Here is a 25016-nt window from a genome sequence, read left to right as displayed (position 1 = left end):
AGGTGAAGGCAGATTGATAGACATGACGCCAACGATGTTCAGCCATGGGAGGGGCGGGCATCAGGCCAGAACCTCCCATGAAAACTTAGAATGGTTTAGTGCTAAACCATTTTCGCGCGACTGCGACGCAGAAAGGGAAGAGGCCCATGAAAGACACCCCACAGGATATAGATCCGGTCGAAAGCCAGGAATGGCAGGAGGCCGTAGAGGATGTGATCGAACGCGACGGCGCCGACCGGGCACATTTCCTTCTGGACAAGGCTGTGCAGCGGGCCCGCGCGGCCGGGGCCAAGCTGCCGTTCTCATCGACAACACCGTATCAGAACACGATCTCGCCGGACGACGAAGTCGACATGCCGGGCGACAGCGAAATGGAATGGCGCATCCGCACGATCAACCGCTGGAACGCCATGGCCACGGTCGTGAAGCGGAACAAGGAATCGAGCGAGTACGGCGGGCATATTGCCTCCTTCGCGTCTTCCGCCGCGCTGTATGACGTTGGTCTGAACCACTTCTGGCGCTCCAAGAGCGCGATCCATGGCGGCGACCTGGTGTTTTTCCAGGGCCACGTGGTGCCGGGCATTTACGCACGCAGCTTCATGGAAGGCCGGATCAGCGAAGAGGAGCTGAAAAATTTCCGCTCCGAGGTCGCCGGTGGCGGCCTGTCCTCTTATCCGCACCCCTGGCTGATGCCGGAATACTGGCAGTTCCCGACGGTCTCCATGGGCCTTGGCCCGCTGATGGCGATCTATCAGGCGCGCTTCATGAAGTACCTCGAAAACCGGGGCCTGATCGAAAAGCAGGACCGCAAGGTCTGGGCCTTCCTCGGCGACGGCGAGATGGACGAACCCGAGAGCCTTGGCGCGATTGCGCTGGCGGCCCGCGAGGGGCTTGATAACCTGATCTTTGTGGTCAACTGCAACCTGCAGCGGCTTGATGGTCCGGTGCGCGGCAACGGCAAGATCGTGCAGGAGCTGGAAGGCAACTTCCGTGGCTCGGGCTGGGACGTGATCAAGCTGCTTTGGGGCAAGGGCTGGGACGAACTGCTGGAGCGCGACACCTCCGGCAAGCTGCGCCAGCTGATGGATGAGACCATCGACGGCGATTATCAGACGTTCAAATCCAAGGATGGCGCTTTTATCCGTGAGCATTTCTTCGGCAAGTACCCGGAGACTGCGGAGCTGGTGAAGGACTGGACCGACGATCAGATCTGGGCGCTGCGGCGCGGCGGGCATGACCCCAAGAAGGTGTACAACGCCTTCCTGCGGGCCACGAAAGCCGAAGGCCAGCCGACGGTTCTGCTGGTCAAGACGGTCAAGGGTTATGGCATGGGCACCGCTGGCGAAGGCCAGAACACCACGCACCAGCAAAAGAAGATGCAATTCGATCAGCTCAAGGCGATGCGCGACCGGTTCAAGATCCCGGTGACGGACGAAGAGCTGGAAAAGGACATCCCCTTTGTCACGCTGAACAATGCGCAGAAGGCCTATATGGCCGAGCGGCGCAAGGAGCTTGGCGGGACGTTCCCGAAGCGCGAGACGCAATCGCCGAAGTTGGAAATCCCTGGTCTCGACGCGTTCAAGAAGGAGCTGCAAAGCACCGGCGAGCGGGAAATCAGCACCACGATGGCGTTCGTGCGCATCCTGACCACGCTGCTGCGTGACAAGCAGGTGGGCAAGCGCGTCGTGCCGATCGTCCCGGACGAAAGCCGGACATTCGGCATGGAGGGTCTGTTCCGCTCCGTGGGGATTTATAACCCGCTGGGGCAGACGTACACGCCCGAAGACCGTGATCAGATGATGTACTACAAGGAGTCCAAGGACGGACAGGTCTTGCAGGAAGGCATCAACGAAGCGGGCGCGATGGCGGATTGGATCGCGGCGGCGACAGCCTATTCCAACCACGGCGTGCCGATGATCCCGTTCTTCATCTACTACTCGATGTTCGGTTTTCAGCGGATCGGCGATCTGGCCTGGGCGGCGGGCGACAGCCGTGCGCGGGGCTTCATGCTTGGCGGAACAGCGGGACGCACCACGCTGAACGGCGAGGGTCTGCAGCACGAGGACGGCCACAGCCATATCCTCGCCAGCACCGTGCCGAACTGCATCAGCTATGATCCGACCTTCTCATATGAAGTGGCGGTGATCGTTCAGAACGGCATGAAGCGGATGTATCAGGATCAGGAGGACGTGTTCTTCTATCTGACGCTGATGAACGAGAACTATCAGCATCCCGAAATGCCGATGGGCGCCGAAGAGGGCATCATCAAGGGGCTTTACCGGATGCAGAAGACATCGCGTCCGGGCAAGAAGCACGTCAACCTGATGGGGTCAGGAACGATCCTCGTGCAGGCGATCAAGGCGGCGGAGATGCTGAAGGAAGACTTTAGCGTGACGTCGGACATCTGGTCCGCCACCAGCTTCAACGAGCTGGCGCGCGATTGTCAGGATGCGGCGCGGTTCAACCGGCTCAACCCGTTTGCCGAGCAGCGCAAGGCCTATGTGTCCGAGCTGCTCGACGGCGTGAAGGGGCCGGTCATCGCGGCAACCGACTACATGAAGAACTTCGCAGAGCAGATCCGCGCCAGTGTCCCGAACCGCTACACGGTTCTGGGGACGGACGGATTTGGCCGCTCGGACAGCCGGGTGAACCTGCGGCGTCACTTCGAGGTGGATGCGAACCACATTGCGGCGGCCGCCATGGTTGACCTGTACCGGGAGGGAGCCGTCAGCGAGAAGGATCTCGAAAAGGCTCTGAAGAAATACGACATCGACGGCGGCAAGCCGAACCCGCGGCTGGCATAAGCGGGAACGAGGAGAATAAAGATGACGACAGAAGTTAAGGTTCCCGATATCGGCGATTTCGACGAAGTCCCGGTGGTGACGGTTCTGGTCTCCGTGGGCGATACGATCGCTGTGGAAGACCCGATCGTCGAGCTGGAGAGCGACAAGGCGACGATGGAGGTGCCCTCTTCGCACGCCGGTGTGGTCAAGGAAATCAAGGTTTCCGAAGGCGACAAGGTCTCTGAAGGGGCGGTGATCCTGATCATCGAAGCCGATGATGCTGGCGCTGGCGATGCGCCGAAAGAAGAGAAGGCCGAAGCGCCCAAGGCCGAGGCCCCCAAAGCGGCGCCTGCCGCAGCCCCGGCAGCGGCGCCGGTCACGGATGCGGGTTTTGGCAAGGTGCATGCCTCTCCTTCCGTGCGGGCTTTTGCCCGCCGGGTCGAGGTTGATCTCAACAAGGTGAACGGCACGGGCCGCAAGGGTCGGGTTCTGCGCGAAGACGTGGAAAAGGTGCTGAAATCTGCGGCACCTGCTGCCGCTTCTGCCGGCGGTGGCGCTCAGGGCGGCATGGGCATTCCGCCGATCCCGGCGGTGGACTTCTCCAAGTTCGGGCCGATCGAAGAAGTGGACATGCCGCGGATCAAGAAGATCTCCGGCCCTGCGTTGCACCGGTCCTGGCTCAACATCCCGCATGTCACGCACAATGACGAGGCGGACATCACCGATCTGGACAAGTACCGCAAGGAGATGGACACGCAGGCCAAGGAAGACGGCTATCGCGTGACGCTGCTGTCCTTTGTCATCAAGGCGAGTGTCTCTGCGCTGAAGGCACATTGGGAGTTCAACTCGTCCATCCACCCGGATGGAGACAAGCTGATCAAGAAGGATTTCTACAACATCGGCTTTGCAGCGGATACGCCGAACGGCCTGATGGTGCCGGTGATCAAGGACGCGGACCGCAAGGGCCTCGTTGAGATCTCCAAGGAGCTGATGACCCTGTCCAAAGCCGCCCGCGATGGCGAGCTGAAGTCCAAGGACATGCAGGGCGCGACCTTTACCATCTCCAGTCTTGGCGGCATTGGCGGGACCAGCTTTACCCCAATCGTCAACGCGCCGGAGGTGGCGATCCTTGGCCTGACCCGGTCCAAGATGGCCCCGGTCTGGAATGGCGAGGAGTTTGTGCCGCGCCTGATGCAGCCGCTGTCGCTGTCCTATGATCACCGTGCCGTCGATGGGGCCTTGGCCGCGCGTTTCTGCGTGACGCTCAAGGGCCTGCTCGGCGATATGCGCAAGCTGCTGTGGTGAGGTGAACACGATGGATGTCAAAGTACCCGATATCGGTGATTTCAAGGATGTGCCTGTCGTCACCGTGCTGGTTTCGGTCGGCGATACGGTCAGCGAGGAAGATCCGCTGATCGAAGTTGAAAGCGACAAGGCGACGATGGAGGTGCCTTCTCCCGCGGCTGGCAAGGTCGTGGAGATCAAGGTGAGCGAAGGCGACAAGGTGTCCGAAGGCACCTTGATCCTCGTGCTCGAAGGCGCGGATGCGAAGGCCGGGGACAGCGCCCCGAAGGAGGCACCCGCAGCGGAGACGGACGCGCCGAAAAGCGTGGCGGCGACCGGAACGGCCTCCGGCCCCGGTGACGTGCATGCCGAGGTGGTTGTTCTGGGCTCCGGTCCGGGCGGTTATTCGGCGGCGTTCCGGGCTGCGGATCTTGGCAAATCGGTCGTGATGATCGAACGCAACCCGACACTGGGCGGCGTGTGCCTGAACGTGGGGTGTATCCCGTCCAAGGCGCTGCTGCACGTGGCCAAGGTGATCACCGAAGCAGAAGAGATGGCGTCCCACGGGATCAGCTTCTCCAAGCCCAAGATCGACCTCGATGAGCTGCGTGGCTTCAAGAACAGCGTTGTGGGCCAACTGACCGGTGGTCTGGACGGGCTGTCGAAAGGCCGCAAAGTGAAGATCGTGCGCGGAACCGGCACGTTCACCGGCCCGAACATGATCGAAGTGACCGGCGACGAGGGCAAAACCACCGTCAGCTTTGACCAGTGCATCATCGCGGCGGGCTCCGAGCCGGTGGCGCTGCCGTTCATCCCGGAAGATGACCGGGTGATCGACAGCACCGGCGCGCTGGAACTCAAGGATATTCCGAAGCGGATGCTGGTTCTGGGCGGCGGGATCATCGGGCTGGAGATGGCGTGTGTCTATGACGCACTGGGTTCCAAGGTCACGGTGGTCGAGTTGATGGATCAGATCATCCCCGGCGCTGACAAGGACATTGTCAAACCGTTGATGACCCGGATCAAGGGCCGCTACGAGAACATCTTCCTCAAGACGAAGGTGACCGCTGTCGAGGCGCTCAAGGGTGGCATGAAAGTCACCTTCGAGGACGACAAAGGTGAGAGCTTTTCTGATACCTTCGACAAGGTTCTGGTGGCTGTGGGGCGCAAGCCGAACGGCAAGCTGATCGGGGCCGAAGCCGCGGGTGTGGCGGTGGATGATCGCGGTTTCATCGCCGTGGACCGTCAGCAGCGCACCGGGGTTCCGCATATCTTCGCCATTGGCGACGTCGTGGGCCAGCCGATGCTGGCGCATAAGGCGGTGCACGAGGGCAAGGTTGCGGCAGAGGTTTGCGCCGGAGAAAAGCGCTTCTTCGATGCCAAGCTGATCCCTTCTGTCGCCTACACCGACCCGGAAGTGGCGTGGTGTGGCTTGACGGAGACCGAGGCGAAAGCCAAGGGCGTGAAGTACGAAAAGGGTGTGTTCCCCTGGGCCGCGTCGGGCAAATCGTTGTCCAATGGGCGCAGCGAGGGCATTACCAAGCTGTTGTTCGACCCGGAAGATGACCGCGTGATCGGCGCCTGCATCGTGGGCAGCAACGCGGGGGATCTGATCTCCGAATGTGCGTTGGCGATCGAGATGGGAGCGGACGCGGTGGACCTTGGCCACACGATCCACCCGCATCCGACACTGTCGGAGACGGTGAACTTTGCCGCCGAAATGTTCGAGGGCACGATCACCGACCTGATGCCGCCAAAGAAGAAAAAGCACTGAGTTTCGGGGCTGTGAGGTGAACAAGCAAAATGCGCGGGGCGAAGGCTCCGCGCATTTTTTTGAGTATTTACAAGAGGAGAAGCGGGGCGCTGCGCGGTACTTAGAGCCTTTGCCCTGCTGTGCTTGTCGGTCGTCGTCCGTGTCGCCATAACAGCGCAAGGCCGGAGCAGAGACGCCGCGGCCTTGCCAGGAAGATTGGGTCAGATCCCGACGAAGGGCTGGGCGAGGCGCGGCAGCCAGCCTTTGAACTTCAAAGGCGCATCCGTCACGGCGAGGCAGATGCAATCGGCGGAAATGTCGGCGATGGGCGTGTGTTCGAGATCATCGGTCGCGACCTCGATATCGCCCGGGCCGAAGGTTCCGTCCTCATCGCTGAAAGCCCCTTGCAACACCAGTGTCAGTTCCAGCCCGTTGTGACCGTGGTCCGGCACGGCGGTGCCTGCGGGAATGTACAGCAGGCGGGCGGTCGCCTCAGGGGATGTCTTCAGGACCGCCTGTTTCACGCCGAGTCCTACAGATCGCCATTTGACATCCGACAGTGATCCGCCGACGTAATCCGCAAGCGGTGCCGGCACGTCCGACGTGCGAGGGATTTCGGACTGAGGTTCCGGCGTGCCGGCGTGGATGCGGGCCAGGACATTCGACAGGCTGTCCGCCTGTACCCGGGCGGGCGATGCCGCCTCGACCAGAGCCCCGCCGACAGCATCGTGGGCGGCGAGAGCAGCGCGGCAGTTGTCACACATGCTTATGTGTGTTGCGACCACGAGGTTCACGGCCTCCGGCAGGGTTCCGGCGGAATAGCCAAGGATCAGGTCATCGGTGAGGTGGTGGGTTATCATGTCAGTCATAGTCACATCTGGCTCATGGCGTGGCGTAAACGGTCGAGGGCGAGCCGGATTCGGGATTTGATCGTCCCGAGCGGCAATCCGGTGGCTTCTGCAATTTCCGAATGGCTGAGTTCGCCGAAGTACGCTTTTTCGATCAGGTCTCTTTGCTTGTCGGGCAGGGCTGCGATCGCGGCCCCGAGGTGTTCGGTTTCCTGTTGCAGGCCAAGCACGTCGGCCTGGTCCGGTTCGGCCTCGGGACCCCAGGTCAGGTCCTCTGGCTCTGGTCTGCGCTGCTTGCGCAGGACGTCGATCCGGCGGTTTCGGGCGATGGTGAAGATCCAGGTCGCCGCCGAAGCGCGGCTCGGATCGAATTGCGCCGCCTTGCGCCAGATCGTGGTCATCACATCCTGCATGACCTCTTCGGCCAGAGCCTCGTCCGCGCCGGAGCGGATGAGATACCCTTTGACCCGCGGCGCAAAATGCTCGAACAGCGCGACGAAAGCTTGTTCGTCACGGCTGTCGCGGATCCGGGTGATCAAGGTTACCCACCCAGCCGCCGCCTCGCTTGTATCTCTTCTCACGAGCCTGCTCTTGCCCCTCCGTTCGTTTCGGGAAGACTTACGGCCCTGCGTCCGGATTTCAACCGGAACGGGGTCATCGCAGGCGGTGAGGAGGTCGGTTTGGCCAAACATGAAAACGATACGTGGGCAATGCCGGGGCGGATCAGTTATTTTTCGGATGTTTTGCGCGCTGTTTTGCATCCAAACCGGGATGCGCTCCGTAAACAAGGAGAACACAACAAAATTTGGTGATGCCTGATGCCTTTCGAAGCCCGCCCGACCGCCCCGCGCGACGTTGCCGTGATCGGTGCCGGAATTTCCGGCCTTGGGGCCGCTCACATGCTGTCCGGCGAGCATCGCGTGACCTTGATCGAGGCAGAGGGGCGGCTGGGTGGCCATGCGCGCACGATCGTTGCGGGCAAGCGGGGCGATCAACCGGTTGATACCGGGTTTATCGTGTTCAATCGGGCCAACTATCCGCACATGTGCGCGCTCTTCGAATCGCTCGACGTTCCGGTGGTAAAATCGGACATGAGCTTTGGCGCGAGTCTGCGTGGTGGCGCGATGGAATACGGGCTGCGCGATCTGCGCGCGATTTTCGCGCAGAAGCGAAACGCGCTGAATCCGAAATTCCTCGGCATGTTGCGGGACGTGATGCGCTTCAACGCCGGAGCGGTTGCGGCGTCCCGGGATCGCAGCCTGCCGCTTGGAGAATTCCTCGACCAGATGAAAATGGGGGCGTGGTTCAGAAAGTACTATTTGCTTCCGCTCTCTGGTGCGATCTGGTCCACCCCGGTGGAGAAAATCCTCGACTTTCCGGCGCACGCTCTTGTCCAGTTCTTCGAGAACCACGCGTTGCTCCATCACTCGGGGCAACATCAATGGTATACGGTGCAGGGCGGCTCCCGCGCTTACGTGACACGGCTGGAAGCGGCGTTGCGGGCGCAGGGTGTCACGATCCGGACCGGTTGCCCCGTCGACGCGGTGCGGCGTGATGCGGATGCGGTATTCGTCAAGGCGGGCGCCGATTGGGAACGCTTTGACGAGGTGATCTTTGCCACGCATTCCGACGACAGTCTGCGCCTGCTGAGTGACGCCAGTGCGGCGGAACAGGCCGCGCTTGGCGCGGTGCGCTACCAGCCTAATCGCATCGTGCTGCATGCCGATGAGCGCGTGATGCCGCAGCGCAAGGCGGTCTGGTCGTCGTGGAACTATACCGAGACCGCGCAGAAGGAGATGAACCAGATCGACCTTACCTACTGGATGAACTGTTTGCAGCCGATCCCGCAGGATGATCCGATGTTCGTGACGCTCAATTCGACGCGGCCGATCCGGGAGGAGCTGATTTACGACGAGGTGACGTTGCGCCATCCGGTCTATGATCTTGCCGCGCTCGACGGTCAGCAGCGGGTGGGCGCTTTGAATGGCACCCGAAACACATGGTTTTGCGGCGCATGGATGAAAAATGGCTTCCACGAGGACGGATTGAGCAGTGCGGTGGAGGTCGTTGAAACGCTGAAGGCGCGGCTGGCGGAGCCGGTGCGGGCGGCATGACTATGGCGGTCGATCATATCGCCGGGCATACCTATCACGGGCGCAAGGGCACGGTTCAAAACGGATTTCGCTATTCCATCGACTACGTTTTGCTGGATGCGGAAGGAGACGCAGACGTCATGTTCCGGCGCTGGCCTTTTTCGGTGCTGCGCCGGGATCATGGCGGGCCACCCAAAAGCGGGCGCGGCGCTGAATGGGCGCTGGAGGTCCTGGCGGCGCAGCGGATCCGCGCGCCCAAGCTGTCGCTGCTGACGCAACCCCGCGTGTTGGGGTATGTTTTCAACCCGGTGTCTTTCTGGCTGGCGCAGGATGAGGCCGGGGATCTGGTGGCGGTGATTGCGGAGGTGACGAACACCTTCGGTGACCGGCACTCCTATCTTTGCCGCAAGCCCGATGGCAGCGCGATCAAGGCAGACGATCATATCGCGGCCAGCAAGATTTTCCACGTCTCGCCGTTCCAGCCGGTTGATGGGGGCTATGTCTTTCGCTTCGATATCCGCCGGGACCGGATCGGAATCTGGATCGATTTTGAACATGGCGCCGGAGGTGTCATCGCGACGCTCGTGGGCAAACGTGTGCCGTTGACGCGCGGCGGGATGCTGCGGGCGCTGTGGCGCAGGCCCTTAGGGGCGCGGCGGGTGATGGCGTTGATCCACTGGCAGGCCATCAAACTGAAACTGAAGGGCGCCCGTTATCGCAGGCGGCCGGAACCCCCGACCCAAGCGGTCAGCGGGCCAATAGAGGAGGTACGCGGATGACCGTGTTCTATATCGCTTTGGGGATGGTCCTGACCCTGGCCGTGCTCTGGCTCGGACGACGGTTTTCCGGGTTTACGGCCCAGACGCCGGATGATTACGCGCAGGACACGCAGCAGTTCGACATTCGTCGTGATCTCAATGGCCCGTTGATTTGTGACGGGGTGATTTATGGCCCGATGGGCCGCGTCGTCTCACGGTTTACCGGGGACTTCGATGTGCGCTGGGATGGCAATCGAGGCGTGATGACCGAGCATTTCAAGTACGAAAGCGGCGGCGAGCAGCACCGGTACTGGGAGCTGACCGTCGGGAATGATGGGGCGATCCGCGCCAGCGCGCCGGACCTCGTGGGCGAGGGGACCGGAGCACAGCGGGGCGGTGCCGTGTGCTTGCGCTACCGCATTCGCCTTCCGGAGGACAGCGGCGGGCACGTTCTGGATACAACCGATTGGATGTATTTGACGCCGAATGGAACCATCGTAAACCGCAGTCAGTTCCGCAAATACGGACTGAAGGTCGCCGAACTGGTGGCGACCATGCGAAAGGTGGAGCCGGCGTGAGAGAGTGGAGCGGGAAACGATATTGGCTGGTGGGTGCGTCCGAAGGGCTGGGCGCGGCGCTGGCGCACAAGTTGAGCAAGGTCGGAGTCGAGCTGATCCTGTCGGCACGCGGCGAAGAAGGGTTGCAGAAACTGGCCGACGCGTTGCCGGGCAAAGCCACCATTGCGCCGGTTGATGTGACTGATCACGCGGCTCTGGCGCGCGTGGCCGCAGACATCGGAGAGATCGACGGCATGATCCAGATGGCGGGTGTCTACTGGCCATTCGGTGCCAAGGCATGGGATGCCGAGCAGGCGAACACCATGGCGCAGGTCAATTTCGGCGGGGCCATGGCGCTGGTCGGCACGGTTCTGCCGACCTTCGTCAAGCGGGATTGCGGGCATATCGTGATGACCGGCTCGCTGTCCGGCTTTCGTGGCTTGCCGGATTCGGCCCCCTATTCCTCGTCGAAAGCGGGTGTCATGGTTTTGGCCGAATCGCTTTACGCGGATCTGCGCAAGACCGGTGTGGAGGTGCAGCTTTTGAATCCGGGGTTCATCAAGACGCGGCTCACTGACAAGAATGACTTCAAGATGCCGTTTCTCATGGAGCCGGAAGAGGCCGCACAGCAGTGCTTCGAGCATCTGACGGCAGGGGGGTTTAAGCGCTCTTTCCCCTTTGGATTCAGCCTGTTCTTCCGGCTGTCTCAGTTTCTGCCGGACTGGCTCTACTACCGTATCGTCAGCTGATCCCCGGTTTGCGCAAGATCAAGGTCCGTGTGCGGCCTCCGTCGTAATGATGGGTCGCGACGCGGAACAGGAGAGGCGCGATGGACAAGATCAGTGTGAGAAAGGTGGCGGCGGTCATCGTCATGGCGCGGGAATTGAGCCGCGCCGAGGGCGAATTGCGCGCGTTGATCGACCGTATGGACGAGGAAGAGCAGGCGGCGCTCGTGGCGGTCATGTGGATCGGACGCGGCGCTTTCGAGCCGGAGGAGTGGGCCGATGCCTACGCCACCGCCTATGCCGAAGCGTCCACACCGACCGCCGATTACCTGATTGGTACGCCGCATCTTGCCGACAACCTTGAGGCCGGGTTGGAAGCGCTGGGTTTCGATGCACAGGATGAGGAAGACGCGGTGATGTGAGCTATGCTCAACGCACCTCGGAACGCCAGAGCGTGAGCGCGCGCGACAGTTTGTCCGCACGCTCTGCATAAGCGCCTTCCATGACTTGTTCCGCGATATCGGGGTGACCGTGAAGCGCGTAGTTCAGCACCGAAGCGGCAGCTTCGTGGAATTCCTTGTGAAGGCGTCTTGTCACCTTGTAGGGGCGTCCCTCGATTGTATCCGCGTCGAAATTCCCGCCGTTTTCAATCCACTTTCCAAACTCGCAAAGATCACAGCGCTTTACGTCTGAGACGTCCTGATCGAATTTCCCGACCGTGATGGCGGTCTTCAGACGCAGCTTCCATTTCGAATGTGCTGCCAGTGCGTTGGTCAGTTCGGATTCCAGTTTCTTGCTCATTGCGACTCCACGGAATGGTTTCAGCGATTATTTCAGAACTTTCCTAAGTGAAGCTGAAACCTGCATGGCATTTCTTGGGGGGGCTAACGTAGCGCCCGGCCTTTCAGGATCACGCCCTCCCCGAATTTGGCCCTGAGCGTATCGGTGGCCTTCTCGGCCCGGGCGCGCTGTGCGGCTTGCGGATCAAGCAGGTCGGGAAGGCGGTCGGCCTGATCTTCGGGCACAAGGTCGGAGATGCCGCAACCGATGAGCCGGAACGGGCCTTGGTCCTGGATCTGCTCGAACATGGGCCTGGCCGTGCGATAGATCCTGTCGGCGATCTGCGTCGGCTCGGGCAGGGCGTGGCGGCGGGTGATCAGCTTGAAATCACGACGTTTTATCTTGAGTGTGACCACACGGCCCGCAAGACCCTTGGCCTTGGCGCGGTCGGAGACCTTCTCGGCCATCCGCCATAGATGCCCGTCGAGGATGTCGGGATCGGCAGTGTCATCGGAGAATGTGGTCTCGTTCGAGATGCTTTTCATCGGTGCGTTGCGCGTAACGCGGCGCTGGTCCTCTCCGCGCGCCAGGTGCCACAGGCGGTCGCCCATGGAGCCGAAGCGCGCGGCGAGATCGCGTTGCTCCCAACGCAGCAGGTCGTCAAACGTGCGAATGCCCGCCTTTTCAAGCTGGCTTTGCGTCGCCGCCCCGACCCCCCAGATCAGGCGAACCGGTTTCGGGCGCAGGAACGCCTGGGTTTCCGCGACGCCAATGATGGAAAAGCCACGCGGCTTGTCGAGGTCGCTGGCGATCTTGGCGAGAAACTTGTTGTGCGACAGGCCGATGGACCCCGTCAGGCCAAGCTCCGCCTTCATGCGCTTGACCAGTTGCGCCAGCATGACAGCGGGCGGCGCGCCATGCAGGCGGGCGGTCCCGGTCAGGTCGAGAAAGGCCTCGTCCAGCGACAGAGGCTCGATCGCGGGCGTCAGCTCTTCCATCATGGCGCGAATGGCGCGCGAGGCTTCGGCATAGACGCTCATCCGCGGTTTGATCACCACGGCATCGGGGCAAACCTGCAGCGCCTTGAACATTGGCATGGCAGATCGTACGCCCCGGATCCGGGCAACATAGCAGGCGGTCGAGACCACGCCCCGCCGCCCGCCGCCGATGATCACGGGTTTGTCCGCGAGTTCCGGGTTGTCGCGTTTTTCGACGCTGGCATAAAAGGCATCGCAATCCATATGGGCTATGGAGAGGTCCCAAAGTTCGTCGTGCGACAGCACCCGGGGACGGCCGCAGGCGGGGCAGCGGCGTCCGGAAGCAAATGTGGTGAGGCAATCGCGACAAAGAGCGGGCATGGCTGGATCATACAGCGGGAAGGAAAGGCTGGAAATGCCAGATGCGAGGCAGCGATTCACCGGGGCGAAACTGATGCTCTTTGCCGGTTCGCGGGTGATCGTGCTGCGGCGGGATCGGAAACCGGGACTCGTCTGGCCGGGATGTCTCGATTTCCCGGGCGGTGGTCGCGAGGAGGGCGAGACCCCGGAGGCTTGCGCGTTGCGGGAAACCCGTGAGGAGCTTGGCCTGACCGTGCCTTCGGAAGCGCTGCGCCTCGCCCATTTGCGCGTGGCGGAAAATGGCAGGCATTGGTTCTTTGCCGCGCATCTGCAGGATCGGATCGTGCAAGACGTGCGTTTTGGCGACGAGGGGACAGGGTGGGGGGCGATGGAGCCGGAGGCGTTTGTCGCCGACCGATTGGCGATCCCGCATTTCCGCGCAATCTTGCGGGCTTATTTGGTGCGCCTTGCCCGATAAGGCGTGCCGGACCGGGGAAAATGTCCCCGGCCCGTAGACCGCCGCGTTTCGGGGGACGGTGAAAGCGGCGGTATTCCGATAAAGCGGCTACGCTCAGGCGGCGCGGGTCGCGTGCAGAAAGGCCTGCCAGTCAAAGGCGCTCGGCTGCGGCTTGGGCAGGGGTGCAGGGGCTTTCTCAAGCCGCGACCTGATCTGTTCCGGGCGGTTGATTCGGGTCATGGCGGTCTGGAGCAATGCCTTGCCTACAGTTTCGAACTCGGTGTCGAGGGGGGCGTGAAAGCTGCTCGGCACACGGCGGGTGCCGGTGGTGCCATGAAATGTGACCAGCGCCTCAAAGCACTGTTCTACGGCATTATAGCGGATTTCTCCGATTTCCGTTTTGCTGCGCGACATGTGATTCTGCCTCCTGAAAGGTTACCCACGCGGGACGCGGTGTCCTGTGGATAACTTTCAATTGGGCATAAGGTTCCGGCAAAGCCAGAGCCTGTCACGAAGCTGTGTCCGGAGCGTTGGTGGTTGAGCGGACTTTGGCCGAGGTCTCGGCGGGTCAGCCCCGGTTTGGACGCTGTGCCTGCGGCGAACGCAGTTCGGCGACAATGGCTTCCGCTGCGCTACGCGGGTCGGGCGCGGTATGAATCGGACGGCCCACCACGATATGATCAGCGCCGTTCGCCGCAGCGCTGGCCGGGGTGGCGATGCGCTTTTGATCGCCGGACTCGGCGCCGACCGGGCGCACACCGGGCGTTACGATCAGTTTGCCTTCTGCTTCGGGCAGGGCGCGGATCAGCGCGGCCTCGTTGGGAGACGCAATCACACCATCGGCCCCGGCCTCGAAAGCACGTGCGGCACGCAGGGTGACAAGTTCGGGAATGTCGCCTGGCTGGATCAGTGCCCCGTCGAGATCGGCCCGGTCGAGCGAGGTCAGGATCGTGACGGCGAGGATCTTCATATCCTTGCCGCCCGCGCCTTCCTTGGCGGCGCGAACGACGTAAGGGTCGCCATGCACGGTCAGGAAGTCGAGATCGAACTGGGCCAGCCCTCGGACCGCGCTTTCGACGGTTGCGCCGATATCGAAGAGTTTCATGTCGAGGAAAATGCGCTTGCCGTAATCCTGTTTGAGCTCGTTGGCGAGCGCCAGTCCGCCGCCGGTCAGCATACCGAGCCCGATCTTGTAAAAGGACACCGCATCGCCCAGCGTGCTCGCCATCTGCAGGCCCTGCAGAGCGTTCGGGACGTCGAGTGCGACGATCAGGCGGTCGTCTGAGGCGGAGGACATGGCGGCACCTTTCTGCGGCGGAAGGGAGTTCGCCCGCTTTTGGGTGCAGGCGGCGACGGCGTCAAGTCCACGCGTGTCAGGCCAAAGGGAAGAAGGCCCGGCGCGAAGCGAAATTCCTCTTCCGACTGGTATTCGGGCATGCGGGGCGCCCGTTTCAGCGCCATTGCCAGCAGCCGCAGGCGATGACGGCGTTTCTGGATTTCAATGCGATACGGAAGTGTCAGCGGGAATTGCAAAGGTATTCCCTCTCCGATCAGCACGACAAAGCCCACCCCCGGACCGCACCGCAGATCCTCCTGAAAACCGGAAATCTCGATGCGTTTGACGTACATGGTGGCTCCTCCCGAAGGCGCATCGGTCTAACGCCTTTCGCTTAATATGCGGTGCAGTGGAGAAAGTTGCATTTTTGCAACGCGACACTCTTGAACCGGAGCGTTGGTGACGCCATCTTGGGTAGGAGGCCCCATCGGCCGCGTGCCGCCAAGTCGGGCGCGAGCCAAATCCCAAGGGGCGCTTTATGGAAGGAGAGACACCATGAACTTGGAGAAGTTCACGGAACGGTCGCGCGGGTTCATTCAGGCCGCGCAGACCATTGCGATGCGGGAAAGCCATCAGAAACTGGCGCCCGAACATCTGCTCAAGGCCCTGATGGACGACGATCAGGGCATGGCTAGCAATCTGATCAAAAGGGCGGGTGGCGATCCGGCCCGCGTGGTGCAGGTACTGGACACCAAGCTTGCGCGCATTCCCAAGGTGACGGGCGACGCCGGTCAGATCTACATGGATGCAGCGACTGGCAAGGTGCTGGACGAGGCGGAAAAACTGGCCAAGAAGGCCGGTGACAGCTTTGTACCTGTGGAGCGGATGCTCATGGCGCTTGGCATGGTGAAAAGTCCGGCGAAAGAAGCGCTGGACGCGGGTAAGGTCTCGCCGCAGGCGCTGAACACGGCGATCAATGATCTTCGCAAGGGGCGCACGGCCGACAGTGCCAGTGCCGAAGAGGGCTATGACGCGCTGAAGAAATACGCGGCCGACCTGACGGAGCGGGCGCGCGAGGGCAAGATCGACCCGATCATCGGCCGCGACGAGGAAATTCGCCGCACGATGCAGGTGCTGAGCCGCCGGACCAAGAACAACCCGGTGCTGATCGGTGAGCCCGGCGTGGGCAAGACGGCGATTGCCGAGGGTCTCGCGCTGCGCATCATCAATGGTGACGTGCCGGAGAGCCTGCAGAACAAGCGTCTGCTGTCGCTCGACATGGGCGCGCTGATTGCCGGTGCGAAATATCGCGGCGAGTTCGAAGAACGTCTGAAGGCCGTGCTGTCCGAAGTGACGGCGGCGGCCGGTGAGGTGATCCTGTTCATCGACGAGATGCACACGCTGGTCGGCGCGGGCAAGGCGGATGGCGCAATGGACGCGTCCAACCTGCTCAAGCCTGCGTTGGCGCGGGGCGAGTTGCACTGCGTCGGCGCCACCACGCTCGACGAGTATCGCAAGCACGTTGAAAAGGACGCGGCCCTTGCGCGGCGGTTCCAGCCGGTGATGGTGCAGGAGCCGACGGTTGAGGACACGATTTCGATCCTGCGCGGCATCAAGGAAAAGTACGAGCTGCACCACGGCGTGCGGATCGCGGACAGTGCCCTTGTGGCGGCCGCGACACTGTCGCACCGCTATATCACTGACCGCTTTCTGCCCGACAAGGCCATCGACCTGATGGACGAGGCCGCCAGCCGTCTGCGGATGGAAGTGGACAGCAAGCCCGAAGAGCTGGACGCGCTCGATCGCGACATTCTGCAAAAGCAGATCGAGGTGGAGGCGCTGCGGCTTGAGGACGATCAGGCGTCGAAGGACCGTCTGGCCAAGCTGGAGAAGGATCTGGCCGATCTGCAGGAGCAGAGCGCCGAGATGACCGCCAAATGGCAGGCCGAGCGTGACAAGCTGGCCGGTGCGCGCGACATCAAGGAGCAGCTCGATCATGCAAGGGCGCAACTCGATCAAGCCAAGCGTCAGGGCGATCTGGCCAAGGCAGGTGAGCTGTCCTACGGCGTCATTCCGCAGCTGGAAAAGAAGCTGGCGGAGGCTGAATCGCAGGAAGACAGTGACGTGATGGTCGAAGAGGCTGTGCGTCCGGATCAGATCGCGAGCGTGGTCGAACGGTGGACCGGTATCCCGGCGGGCAAGATGCTCGAAGGGGAGCGTGAGAAGCTGCTGGCGATGGAAGAGGGCCTGCACAGGCGGGTGATCGGCCAAAACCAGGCTGTGACGGCTGTTGCCAACGCTGTCCGCCGGGCGCGCGCGGGTCTGAACGATGAGAACCGGCCGCTTGGCTCGTTCCTCTTCCTCGGGCCGACCGGCGTGGGGAAAACCGAGCTGACCAAGGCAGTGGCCGAGTTCCTCTTTGACGACGACAACGCGATGGTTCGCATCGACATGTCCGAGTTCATGGAGAAGCATGCGGTGGCCCGTCTGATCGGCGCGCCTCCGGGCTATGTTGGCTATGACGAGGGCGGTGTTCTGACCGAAGCGGTGCGTCGTCGGCCCTATCAGGTCGTGCTGTTCGACGAGGTCGAAAAGGCGCATCCGGATGTGTTCAACGTGCTGTTGCAGGTGTTGGACGATGGTGTGCTGACCGATGGTCAGGGCCGCACGGTGGACTTCAAGCAGACGCTGATCGTGCTGACCTCCAACCTCGGCTCGCAAGCGCTCAGCCAGATGCCGGAAGGCGCTGACGCGGCGCAGGCCAAGCGGGACGTGATGGATGCGGTGCGGGCACATTTCCGGCCCGAGTTCCTGAACCGTCTGGACGAGACGATCATCTTCGACCGGCTTGCCCGGAAGGACATGGACGGGATTGTCGATATTCAGATGGCGCGGCTGCTCAAGCGGCTGGCAGCTCGGAAAATCCGGCTGGAACTGGATGCCTCTGCGCACGAGTGGCTGGCCAACGAAGGCTACGACCCGGTGTTTGGCGCCCGTCCCTTGAAGCGCGTGATCCAGCGCGCCTTGCAGAACCCGCTGGCAGAGATGCTGCTTTCGGGGGATGTGAAGGACGGCGACGTGGTGCCGGTAAGCGCCGGGGCCGATGGCCTGATCATTGGCGATCGGATCGGGGCCACCAATCGGCCAAAACCGGACGATGCCGTGCTGCACTGAGGCCTGATGCCTGACAGAAATGAAGCCCGGCTTCCTTTGCGGAGGCCGGGCTTTTTTGATCTCTTGCGCGGCAGTTCAGGCCCGGGGCGAATTCAACCGGGCATGGTGACGATCAGCGCGCCCTTGTCCGTGGCGACAACGGTGTGTTCGTACTGGACCACCGGCGCGGCGGGGCTGCTGTAGAGCGTCCAGCCATCGTCCCCCTGATCGGCCCAGAGACCGCCCCGGGACAGGAAAGGTTCGACCGTCAGAACCAGTCCGCGCGCCATGCGCCGCCGGTCACGATTGGGCCATGTGGCGATCTCCGTGGGGTCCTCGTGCAGCGACCGGCCGACACCGTGGCTGGCGAGGTTGCGGATCAGGGTGTAGCCGCGCTTGCTCGCGAACTGGCCGACAGCTCGGCCGATATTCGCCAGCGGTTTGCCTGCGCCGACCTGTGCGATGCCAATCTGCATGGCCCGTCTGCCATCGCGGCACAACGCATCGAGAGAAGGCTTCACCGAACCGGTGCGAAAGGTTGCGCCGGTGTCGGCAAAATACCCGTTCTTGGAGGCGGAAACGTCGATGTTTACCAAATCGCCCGCCTCGATCACGCGCGCGCCGGGAATGCCATGGGCTATCTCTTCATTGACGCTGATGCAGGTGGCGCCGGGGAAGTCGTAAGCGCTTTGCGGAGCGGACAGAGCGCCTTCGGCCTCCAGCATGGCCGCGCCGATCTCGTCGAGCTCTCGCGTGGTCATGCCTGGCTCGATGGCCTTGGCCATGGTCTGCATGGTGTTGGCGACGATCCGGCCGATCTCTTTCAGCCCGTCCAGCTCGTCTTCCTGCGTGATGGTCATGCCGGAGTCCTTTCGCGGTTTTCGGCGCTCTATTGCAAAGTCCGCAGGAAGGCGACATCCCGGCGGGGCCAGGATGCCGGTCCTGGCAGACGCTCTGGCTCCGGTGTCAGTAATATACCGTCAGATCGTTGAAATCCGCGACAGTCAGTCCATCGAGAATGATCGTGTCCGTGGGGCCAATCGAAATTTCCAGACCCTCCGGACCGTCGAAAAGACCAAGCGCGCCCGCCCCGCCAAGGTCCAGTGCGGAGAGGTCGATCACATCGCTGTAGGGATTGAAGTCCAGAATGATGTCCGTGCCGAAGGCCGGATCGAAGACAAACACGTCTTCGCCGCTGCTGCCGTGCAAGGTGTCGTCGCCTTCGCCACCATTCAGTGTATCGTCGCCCATGCCGCCGCGCAGGGTGTCCGCGCCGTCGCCGCCGTTCAGCATGTCATCGCCGGTGCTGCCCCAGAGGATGTCATCCCCGGCGTCACCAAAAACCACATCGTCGCCACTGCTGGCATAGACCGTGTCGTCTGCGCCGCCGCCATGGATCGTGTCGTGCCCGTCTTCACCAAACAGCAGATCCCCGTCGGCGCCGCCAAAGAGCAGATCGTTGAGGCTGCCGCCCCAAAGGGTGTCGGCGCCGTCACCCCCGAACAGGGCATCATGCCCGGCATTGCCGCGCAGGGCGTCGTCGCCTGCGCCGCCGGTCAGGGTGTCATGGCCGCTTCCGCCATACATCAGGTCATTGCCATCGCCGCCGTCCAGCGAGTCGTTGCCGGCATTGCCGTACAGGCTGTCATCGTCCGCCCCGCCCAGCAGCGTGTCGTTGCCGCTGCCGCCGATGAGCGTGTCAAAACCCATGCCGCCAAGCAGGAGGTCCAGTCCGGTGCCTCCGATGAGGAGATCGTTGCCGACCTCTCCGAAAATCAGATCATTGCCGCTGCCGCCGTTCAGGCTGTCATTGCCGTCACCACCGTGCAGCAGATCTTGCCCGCCGCCGCCGCGCAGCGTATCGCCGCCCTCGTCGCCGAACAGCGAGTCATTGCCCGACCCGCCTTGCAGGAAGTCAAAGCCGAGACCTCCGATCAGGCTGTCATCGCCATGGTTGCCAAACAGGCTGTCATTGCCGGCAAGGCCGCTCAGAGTGTCATGACCATAGCCGCCGCGCAGGAGGTCGGCGATCTGGCTGCCAAGGGTGTTGTCGTCCCCGTCGGTGTAGAAGAGGTAGGTGGGTTGGCCCGGCATGGCTGTCTCACGAAAAGGTTAATGAACAATCCGAGGAATTCTCTGAAATTGTGGTCAAATTAAGACCAATAGCGCACCGCTTTAAGATGACTTCGGGGCTGTGCAGGACGAATGCGCAGTCACGCGCAAGCACATCGAAAAACCCGCCGCACGGATGTGCGGCGGGCCAGGGAAGGAGTTCAGAAGGAAAGAAGCCGGATTATTCCGGCATGATGACTGCGTCGATGACGTGGATCACGCCGTTGGAGGCTTCGATGTCGGCCTGTACGACGTTGGCATCGTCAACTTTGACGCCGCCTTCGGTCATGATCATGACGGTGTCGCCTTCAACGGTGGCAGCGGTCATGCCGTTGGTCAGGTCCGTGGACATCACCTTGCCCGGCACCACGTGGTAGGTGAGGATGGCGGTCAGCTTGTCCTTGTTCTCGGGCAGAAGCAGCGATTCAACGGTGCCCTCCGGCAGAGCGGCAAACGCGTCGTCAGTCGGTGCGAAGACGGTGAAGGGGCCTTCGCTCTTGAGGGTATCGACAAGACCGGCTGCGTCGGCGGCGGCAAGCAGCGTGGTGAAGCTGCCAGCGTTGGAGGCCGTGTCCACGATGTCCATGGAATGGCCGCCCGCATAGGCGGGGCCCGCCATCATCACGGCGGCGGTCAGGGCGAGGTACGTTCTGCGAAGCATAGTATGTCTCCAGTTGGTTGCGCCGATGTGTCTTGCACATCTTGCCAAGGTCTACGGAGCATACGGGACAATGGATCAGGCGAATTTATTGGCCTTGCTCGCTTGACGGAGCGGGCTAGCGGCCTAAGCCGCGCACCCCTGATTTTTCCAATCGAATTCTCGTGATCAGACGTTACCTAATCGAGGCCAATGGCGTTGCGCGCGATGCCATCCAGCATATCCTGAACCGCCTTCATCGGGCCATCGGGAAAGGTCCGGAAGCCGATTGTCGTCGTCTCCGGCGCCTCGGGCGAAACGAGGACAAAGATGTGGTAGGGGCAGAACACGATGTTCATCGGATCGGCTTCCATCACCTCGCGGCTCACCTTGGCGGAGCAGAAGCTGTAGATGTCCGCCTGCTCGAAGAGGACAACATCCGACCCGACGGCCTCCCGGGTGCGCTCCAGCATTTCGCCCGTATGGCTGATGTGATCGACCACGAGGCCCTCATCGAGGATCGCATTCTCAAGCCCGAAGATCACATCGTCAAAGCTTTGGCCGGTGTCATAGGTGATCATGTCCTGCGCCGAGACCCCTCCGGCGGTCAGCGCGAGGGCGGCGGCGAAAAAAATATGATTCATGTCTCTCCCTTTCACGATTTTCGCAGAAAGTCTGTTTAATCGTTCTCGATATGGCACAGTACGCCATGAAGCCTGATTTGCATCGCGACAAATCTACACATTCCTGGAGGTGAATATGGTCTTCGCCATGATTGCACTGCAATATCTTGCTCTGCTCTTCGTATTTTTGATCGGGGTCGCGGTTCTGCTGGGGGTGGTCTATTTTATCATCGACAGGATGCAGACCGGCGATGCCATCCGGCGCAATTATCCCGTCATCGGCCGATTCCGACACCTGTTCAGTACACTTGGCGAGTTTTTTCGGCAGTATTTCTTTGCCATGGATCGCGAGGAAATGCCCTTCAACCGGGCACAGCGCAACTGGGTCGATGATGCCTCCAAGGGGACAAGCAATTCGGTCGCTTTCGGCTCCACGCGGAACCTGAACGTGCCGGGCACGCCGATTTTCATGAACGCGGTGTTTCCGCCGCTGGACGATCAATACGGCGCAACGGAACCGATGGTCATCGGGCCGACCGCGCGGGAGCCCTTTGCGGCGCCGTCGATCTTCAACATCTCCGGCATGTCTTACGGCGCGCTGTCGAAACCGGCGGTACGGGCCCTGAGCCGGGGGGCAAAGAAGGCCGGGATCTGGATGAATACAGGGGAGGGGGGGCTGTCGCCGTTCCACCTCGAAGGCGGATGCGACATCGTCTTCCAGATTGGAACGGCGAAATACGGTGTGCGCGACAAGGACGGCAACCTCTCGGACGAAAAACTGCGGGAAATGGCGGCCCATCCGCAGGTCAGAATGTTCGAGATCAAGTTGAGCCAGGGCGCAAAGCCAGGCAAGGGCGGCATTCTTCCGGCGGCCAAGGTGTCAAAGGAAATCGCTGAGATCCGGGGTATCGAGGAGGGCAAAGCCAGCATTTCCCCGAACCGGCATAAGGAAGTGGACGATTTTGCCGATCTGCTGGATCTGATCCACCACATCCGTGAAGTCACCGGCAAACCGGTGGGTTTCAAGACCTGCATGGGCTCTGCCGATCCGTGGTTCGACCTGTTCCGTCTGATCAGGGAGCGCGGGACGGATTATGCGCCGGATTTCATCACCGTCGATGGCGGCGAGGGCGGCACGGGTGCCGCGCCCATGCCTCTGATGGATCTGGTCGGCATGCCACTGCGCGAGGCATTGATCCGTATGGTCGACCTGCGCGACCTGGCCGGGCTGCATGACCGCATCCGCATTATCGCCAGTGGCAAGCTGACCCAGCCCGGCGATGTTGCCTGGGCGATCTGCGCCGGGGCCGATATCGTGACCTCCGCCCGGGGCTTCATGTTCTCGCTGGGCTGCATTCAGGCGTTGAAGTGCAACAAGAACACCTGCCCAACCGGGATCACCACCCATGACAAGGGCCTGCAACAGGGGCTTGTCGTGGAGGAAAAGGACAAGCGCGTCGCCCGTTACGCCAAAGCGGTCATCCATGAGGTGGAGACCATCGCCCATTCCGTTGGCGTGGCCGAACCGCGTCTGATGCGGCGGCGGCATGTACGTCTGGTCCGGGATGATGGCTCGTCCGAGCAGATGAATGTCATGTTCCCTTCGGTGAAGCTGCAGGGCGATCCGACGGGCGGTCACCCAATTTTCCAGGAGGCTCTGAAGCGGATGGGCTGACCGGGATTTGTTACAGCGGCAGAACGCAAGTGTGAGAGGATGTGGTTTGGTCCGCAGCGTGGCCTGTCTTATGTGTTGGGCAACGATACGAAGGAGATCCCGATGGCCAGACGCTGGACCAATGACCTGACCCACACAGATGTCACGCCCGAGCGCGTTTTCCTGAACCGCCGCCAGTTGATTGCCGGTCTTGGGGCGGGGTCCATCATGGCCGCGGCGGGCCGGGTGCGGGCGCAGGAGACGCTGGACCCGAACGACTACGAGGATATCACCAACTACTGCAATTACTATGAGTTCGGAACGGGCAAGACCGACCCCGCCGAGAATGCCCATATGCTCACCACCGAGCCGTGGTCCGTGACCATCGACGGCATGGTCGAGCGCCCAGGTGAGTACGCGCTGCAGGATATCCTGGATAAAATGACGATCGAGGAGCGTATCTACCGGTTCCGCTGTGTCGAGGCGTGGTCGATGGTGGTGCCTTGGAACGGCTTCGAACTGGCTGATCTGATTCAGATGGCCGGGGTCCGGGAGGGCGCGAAGTATGTCGCCTTTGAAACCGTGCTGCGCCGCGATGAGATGCCCGGCGTCAAATACCCTGTACTTGAGTGGCCCTATGTCGAAGGTCTGCGTCTTGATGAGGCGATGCATCCGCTGACGCTCATGGCGACGGGTCTCTATGGCAAGCCGCTCCCCAATCAGAATGGCGCGCCGCTGCGTCTCGTGGTGCCGTGGAAATATGGCTTCAAGTCGATCAAGTCGATCGTCCGCATCACGCTGACCGATCAGGAACCGCCGACCTCATGGAACAAAGCCAACGCCCGCGAATACGGCTTTTACAGCAACGTGAATCCGGAGGTGGATCATCCGCGCTGGTCACAGGCCACGGAACGTCCGCTTGGCGGCGGGCTGTTTTCGCGCCGCAAGCCGACGCTGATGTTCAACGGCTACGATGAGGTGGCCAGCCTCTATGATGGCATGGATCTCAAGGCGAATTTCTGATGATCAATGACCGGATCAATGCGGCTGCGCGCAAAGTGCCGACGTGGCTTGTCTATATACTGTGTGCGCTGCCCGCGCCTTGGATGTTCTATCAGGGGCTGACCGGTGGGCTTGGAGTTGAGCCGATCAAGGCTCTGGAACACGAATATGGTCAGTTGGCGCTGCAGTTCCTGATCGCGGGCCTCGTCATCACGCCGCTGCGCCGCTTCGCCGGGGTGAACCTGCTGCGCTTTCGCCGGGCGATTGGGCTCATGGCCTTCTTCTATGTCACGGCGCATCTTGCGGTTTGGCTTGTTCTGGATGTGCAGGTGCCCGCACAAATCTGGGCCGATATCGTCAAACGCCCCTATATCACCATCGGGATGGCTGGCTTCCTTTTGCTCGTTCCCCTGGCAGTGACATCGAACATGGTCTCAATTCGTCGGCTGGGTCGCACGTGGCAAAAGCTGCACAAGCTTGTCTATTCCGCCGCGCTGCTCGGGGCGCTGCACTTTGTTCTGCTGGTCAAAGGGTTCCAGATCGAACCGCTGCTGTACATGGGCGCGGTTCTGGTCCTGCTGGCGATGCGGGTCAAATGGCGGTCCCTCCGCTTGCCTCGCGCGCCGTTCATTTCCATGGGTTGACCCGGAAAGAATCCCGCAAGGATTCACCCCCGCCCGCCCTGAGAGATGGCAGACCAGCGAAACGGCGCCCTATCGGGCGCCGTTTCGCGTCTTGCGTTCCTCTTCTGTCGAAAAAATGGGCAAGTTAGAGGGGGGGGGGGAATGCCCGATCTGGAGCGTTTTACAAACCGACGCCTGCGCCGAATTGGCTGAACTAACCGCTGACGGCCTCCGGATTTGGCTTGAACGGGCCGATGCGACCATGGGCCTGTACCTTCGCCTCCGCAGAAAACCGCTGGAGCCGCCTCATCCGACTCGGCGTGAATCGCCAGCGCGGCCTCTCTATGGGGGGTGGCACGCTCTGAACGTCAGGATGTTGAACCTACGGATGCTGCGCTGCGGAATTCTCTAGCTTTGGTTGCGCGAACAGTGTCGGCGGGGTTTGATCAAGTGCTTGAAAGTAAAAGGATAAGAAGAAAAATGAAGGAAAAATGACATTTCCTGAAAAAACTGCTTGCGGAGCAGTTGGTCTAACCTTAGAACCCCCTTCACCGGCGGCGC

The 25016-nt window shown here is 61.7% G+C and carries 23 protein-coding genes; 13 read left to right on the top strand and 10 right to left on the bottom strand.

Annotated features, from left to right (window positions below):
* The first annotated feature begins 146 nt into the window (after window positions 1–146).
* The 3 genes from aceE to lpdA are packed head-to-tail and all read left to right on the top strand — an operon-like array spanning window position 147 to window position 5841.
* Window positions 147–2804 carry a pyruvate dehydrogenase (acetyl-transferring), homodimeric type gene (gene aceE, locus ACN2XU_RS15915; protein ID WP_419411440.1) on the top strand — a complete coding sequence of 886 codons (2658 nt, stop codon included), beginning with the start codon at window positions 147–149 and terminating at the stop codon, window positions 2802–2804.
* 21 nt (window positions 2805–2825) lie between these two features.
* Window positions 2826–4088, top strand: a complete 1263-nt coding sequence (gene aceF, locus ACN2XU_RS15910; RefSeq protein WP_419411439.1) for a dihydrolipoyllysine-residue acetyltransferase — start codon at window positions 2826–2828, stop codon at window positions 4086–4088.
* A 10-nt stretch (window positions 4089–4098) separates the two neighbouring features.
* Window positions 4099–5841, top strand: coding sequence for a dihydrolipoyl dehydrogenase (lpdA, locus tag ACN2XU_RS15905; protein WP_419411438.1), 1743 nt, complete (start codon window positions 4099–4101; stop codon window positions 5839–5841).
* A gap of 200 nt (window positions 5842–6041) precedes the next feature.
* On the opposite strand, the gene ACN2XU_RS15900 is transcribed toward lpdA, so the two are convergent.
* Together ACN2XU_RS15900 and ACN2XU_RS15895 are read right to left on the bottom strand one after the other, a co-directional pair.
* The gene (locus tag ACN2XU_RS15900; protein WP_419411437.1) at window positions 6042–6689 is read right to left on the bottom strand and encodes a ChrR family anti-sigma-E factor; all 648 of its coding nucleotides are present in this window, start codon (window positions 6687–6689) and stop codon (window positions 6042–6044) included.
* A gap of 2 nt (window positions 6690–6691) precedes the next feature.
* Window positions 6692–7360: a sigma-70 family RNA polymerase sigma factor gene (locus ACN2XU_RS15895; RefSeq protein WP_419411436.1), complete on the bottom strand. Its 669-nt coding sequence runs from the start codon at window positions 7358–7360 to the stop codon at window positions 6692–6694.
* Between the two features lie 126 nt (window positions 7361–7486).
* Here ACN2XU_RS15895 and ACN2XU_RS15890 point away from each other — a divergent pair, with 126 nt between their 5' ends.
* The 5 genes from ACN2XU_RS15890 (at window position 7487) to ACN2XU_RS15870 (ending at window position 11223) form a co-directional block, all read left to right on the top strand.
* Entirely contained in the window at window positions 7487–8782 is a 1296-nt protein-coding gene (locus ACN2XU_RS15890; RefSeq protein ID WP_419411435.1) for an NAD(P)/FAD-dependent oxidoreductase, read from the top strand.
* A gap of 2 nt (window positions 8783–8784) precedes the next feature.
* Window positions 8785–9540 (top strand): DUF1365 domain-containing protein, encoded by a 756-nt coding sequence (locus ACN2XU_RS15885; protein WP_419411570.1) that lies wholly within the window; start codon window positions 8785–8787, stop codon window positions 9538–9540.
* Complete coding sequence (locus ACN2XU_RS15880) at window positions 9537–10097, top strand: DUF3833 family protein (RefSeq protein WP_419411434.1); 561 nt, start codon at window positions 9537–9539, stop codon at window positions 10095–10097. The genes ACN2XU_RS15885 and ACN2XU_RS15880 overlap by 4 nt, the downstream gene beginning before the upstream one ends.
* Window positions 10094–10825, top strand: a complete 732-nt coding sequence (locus tag ACN2XU_RS15875) for an SDR family NAD(P)-dependent oxidoreductase (protein WP_419411433.1) — start codon at window positions 10094–10096, stop codon at window positions 10823–10825. Before ACN2XU_RS15880 ends, ACN2XU_RS15875 begins: the two co-directional genes overlap by 4 nt.
* Before the next feature lie 80 nt (window positions 10826–10905).
* Entirely contained in the window at window positions 10906–11223 is a 318-nt protein-coding gene (locus tag ACN2XU_RS15870; RefSeq protein ID WP_419411432.1) for a DUF3775 domain-containing protein, read from the top strand.
* 7 nt (window positions 11224–11230) lie between these two features.
* Here ACN2XU_RS15870 and ACN2XU_RS15865 read toward each other — a convergent pair whose 3' ends face one another.
* Window positions 11231–11602, bottom strand: coding sequence for a CZB domain-containing protein (locus tag ACN2XU_RS15865; protein WP_419411431.1), 372 nt, complete (start codon window positions 11600–11602; stop codon window positions 11231–11233).
* A gap of 83 nt (window positions 11603–11685) precedes the next feature.
* Entirely contained in the window at window positions 11686–12939 is a 1254-nt protein-coding gene (locus ACN2XU_RS15860; RefSeq protein ID WP_419411430.1) for a DNA polymerase IV, read from the bottom strand.
* Window positions 12940–12973: 34 nt separating this feature from the next.
* Between ACN2XU_RS15860 and ACN2XU_RS15855 the strand changes: the two genes are divergently transcribed.
* Window positions 12974–13396, top strand: coding sequence for an NUDIX domain-containing protein (locus ACN2XU_RS15855; RefSeq protein ID WP_419411429.1), 423 nt, complete (start codon window positions 12974–12976; stop codon window positions 13394–13396).
* A gap of 93 nt (window positions 13397–13489) precedes the next feature.
* Here the strand turns inward: ACN2XU_RS15855 and ACN2XU_RS15850 are convergent, their stop codons facing one another.
* Both ACN2XU_RS15850 and pyrF read right to left on the bottom strand, forming a co-directional pair.
* Complete coding sequence (locus ACN2XU_RS15850; protein WP_419411428.1) at window positions 13490–13789, bottom strand: hypothetical protein; 300 nt, start codon at window positions 13787–13789, stop codon at window positions 13490–13492.
* Between the two features lie 154 nt (window positions 13790–13943).
* A complete protein-coding gene (gene pyrF / locus ACN2XU_RS15845; protein WP_419411427.1) occupies window positions 13944–14672 on the bottom strand; it encodes an orotidine-5'-phosphate decarboxylase in 729 nt (242 codons plus the stop codon).
* A 534-nt stretch (window positions 14673–15206) separates the two neighbouring features.
* On the opposite strand from pyrF, the gene clpB reads away from it, so the two are divergent.
* Window positions 15207–17825, top strand: a complete 2619-nt coding sequence (clpB, locus tag ACN2XU_RS15840; protein WP_419411426.1) for an ATP-dependent chaperone ClpB — start codon at window positions 15207–15209, stop codon at window positions 17823–17825.
* A 92-nt stretch (window positions 17826–17917) separates the two neighbouring features.
* Here the strand turns inward: clpB and map are convergent, their stop codons facing one another.
* From map to ACN2XU_RS15820, 4 genes are all read right to left on the bottom strand, one after another.
* On the bottom strand, window positions 17918–18664 hold the full coding sequence (gene map, locus ACN2XU_RS15835) for a type I methionyl aminopeptidase (RefSeq protein WP_419411425.1): 747 nt from the start codon (window positions 18662–18664) through the stop codon (window positions 17918–17920).
* A 106-nt stretch (window positions 18665–18770) separates the two neighbouring features.
* Window positions 18771–19898: a calcium-binding protein gene (locus tag ACN2XU_RS15830; protein ID WP_419411424.1), complete on the bottom strand. Its 1128-nt coding sequence runs from the start codon at window positions 19896–19898 to the stop codon at window positions 18771–18773.
* Between the two features lie 199 nt (window positions 19899–20097).
* Window positions 20098–20577, bottom strand: coding sequence for a fasciclin domain-containing protein (locus ACN2XU_RS15825; RefSeq protein WP_419411423.1), 480 nt, complete (start codon window positions 20575–20577; stop codon window positions 20098–20100).
* Between the two features lie 176 nt (window positions 20578–20753).
* On the bottom strand, window positions 20754–21197 hold the full coding sequence (locus ACN2XU_RS15820) for a DUF302 domain-containing protein (protein WP_419411422.1): 444 nt from the start codon (window positions 21195–21197) through the stop codon (window positions 20754–20756).
* Window positions 21198–21312: 115 nt separating this feature from the next.
* On the opposite strand from ACN2XU_RS15820, the gene ACN2XU_RS15815 reads away from it, so the two are divergent.
* The 3 genes from ACN2XU_RS15815 to msrQ all read left to right on the top strand — a co-directional run bounded on the left by ACN2XU_RS15815 (window position 21313) and on the right by msrQ (window position 24476).
* Entirely contained in the window at window positions 21313–22851 is a 1539-nt protein-coding gene (locus ACN2XU_RS15815) for an FMN-binding glutamate synthase family protein (RefSeq protein ID WP_419411421.1), read from the top strand.
* A gap of 102 nt (window positions 22852–22953) precedes the next feature.
* On the top strand, window positions 22954–23853 hold the full coding sequence (gene msrP, locus ACN2XU_RS15810; RefSeq protein ID WP_419411420.1) for a protein-methionine-sulfoxide reductase catalytic subunit MsrP: 900 nt from the start codon (window positions 22954–22956) through the stop codon (window positions 23851–23853).
* Window positions 23853–24476, top strand: a complete 624-nt coding sequence (gene msrQ / locus ACN2XU_RS15805) for a protein-methionine-sulfoxide reductase heme-binding subunit MsrQ (RefSeq protein WP_419411419.1) — start codon at window positions 23853–23855, stop codon at window positions 24474–24476. The genes msrP and msrQ overlap by 1 nt, the downstream gene beginning before the upstream one ends.
* Window positions 24477–25016 lie beyond the last annotated feature (540 nt).

This window comes from Pacificoceanicola niger, from assembly GCF_048553275.1.
Classification (GTDB): Bacteria; Pseudomonadota; Alphaproteobacteria; order Rhodobacterales; family Rhodobacteraceae; genus Pacificoceanicola.
Note: the sequence above shows the minus strand (reverse complement) of the source record. Positions and strands in the feature narration are given on the sequence as shown.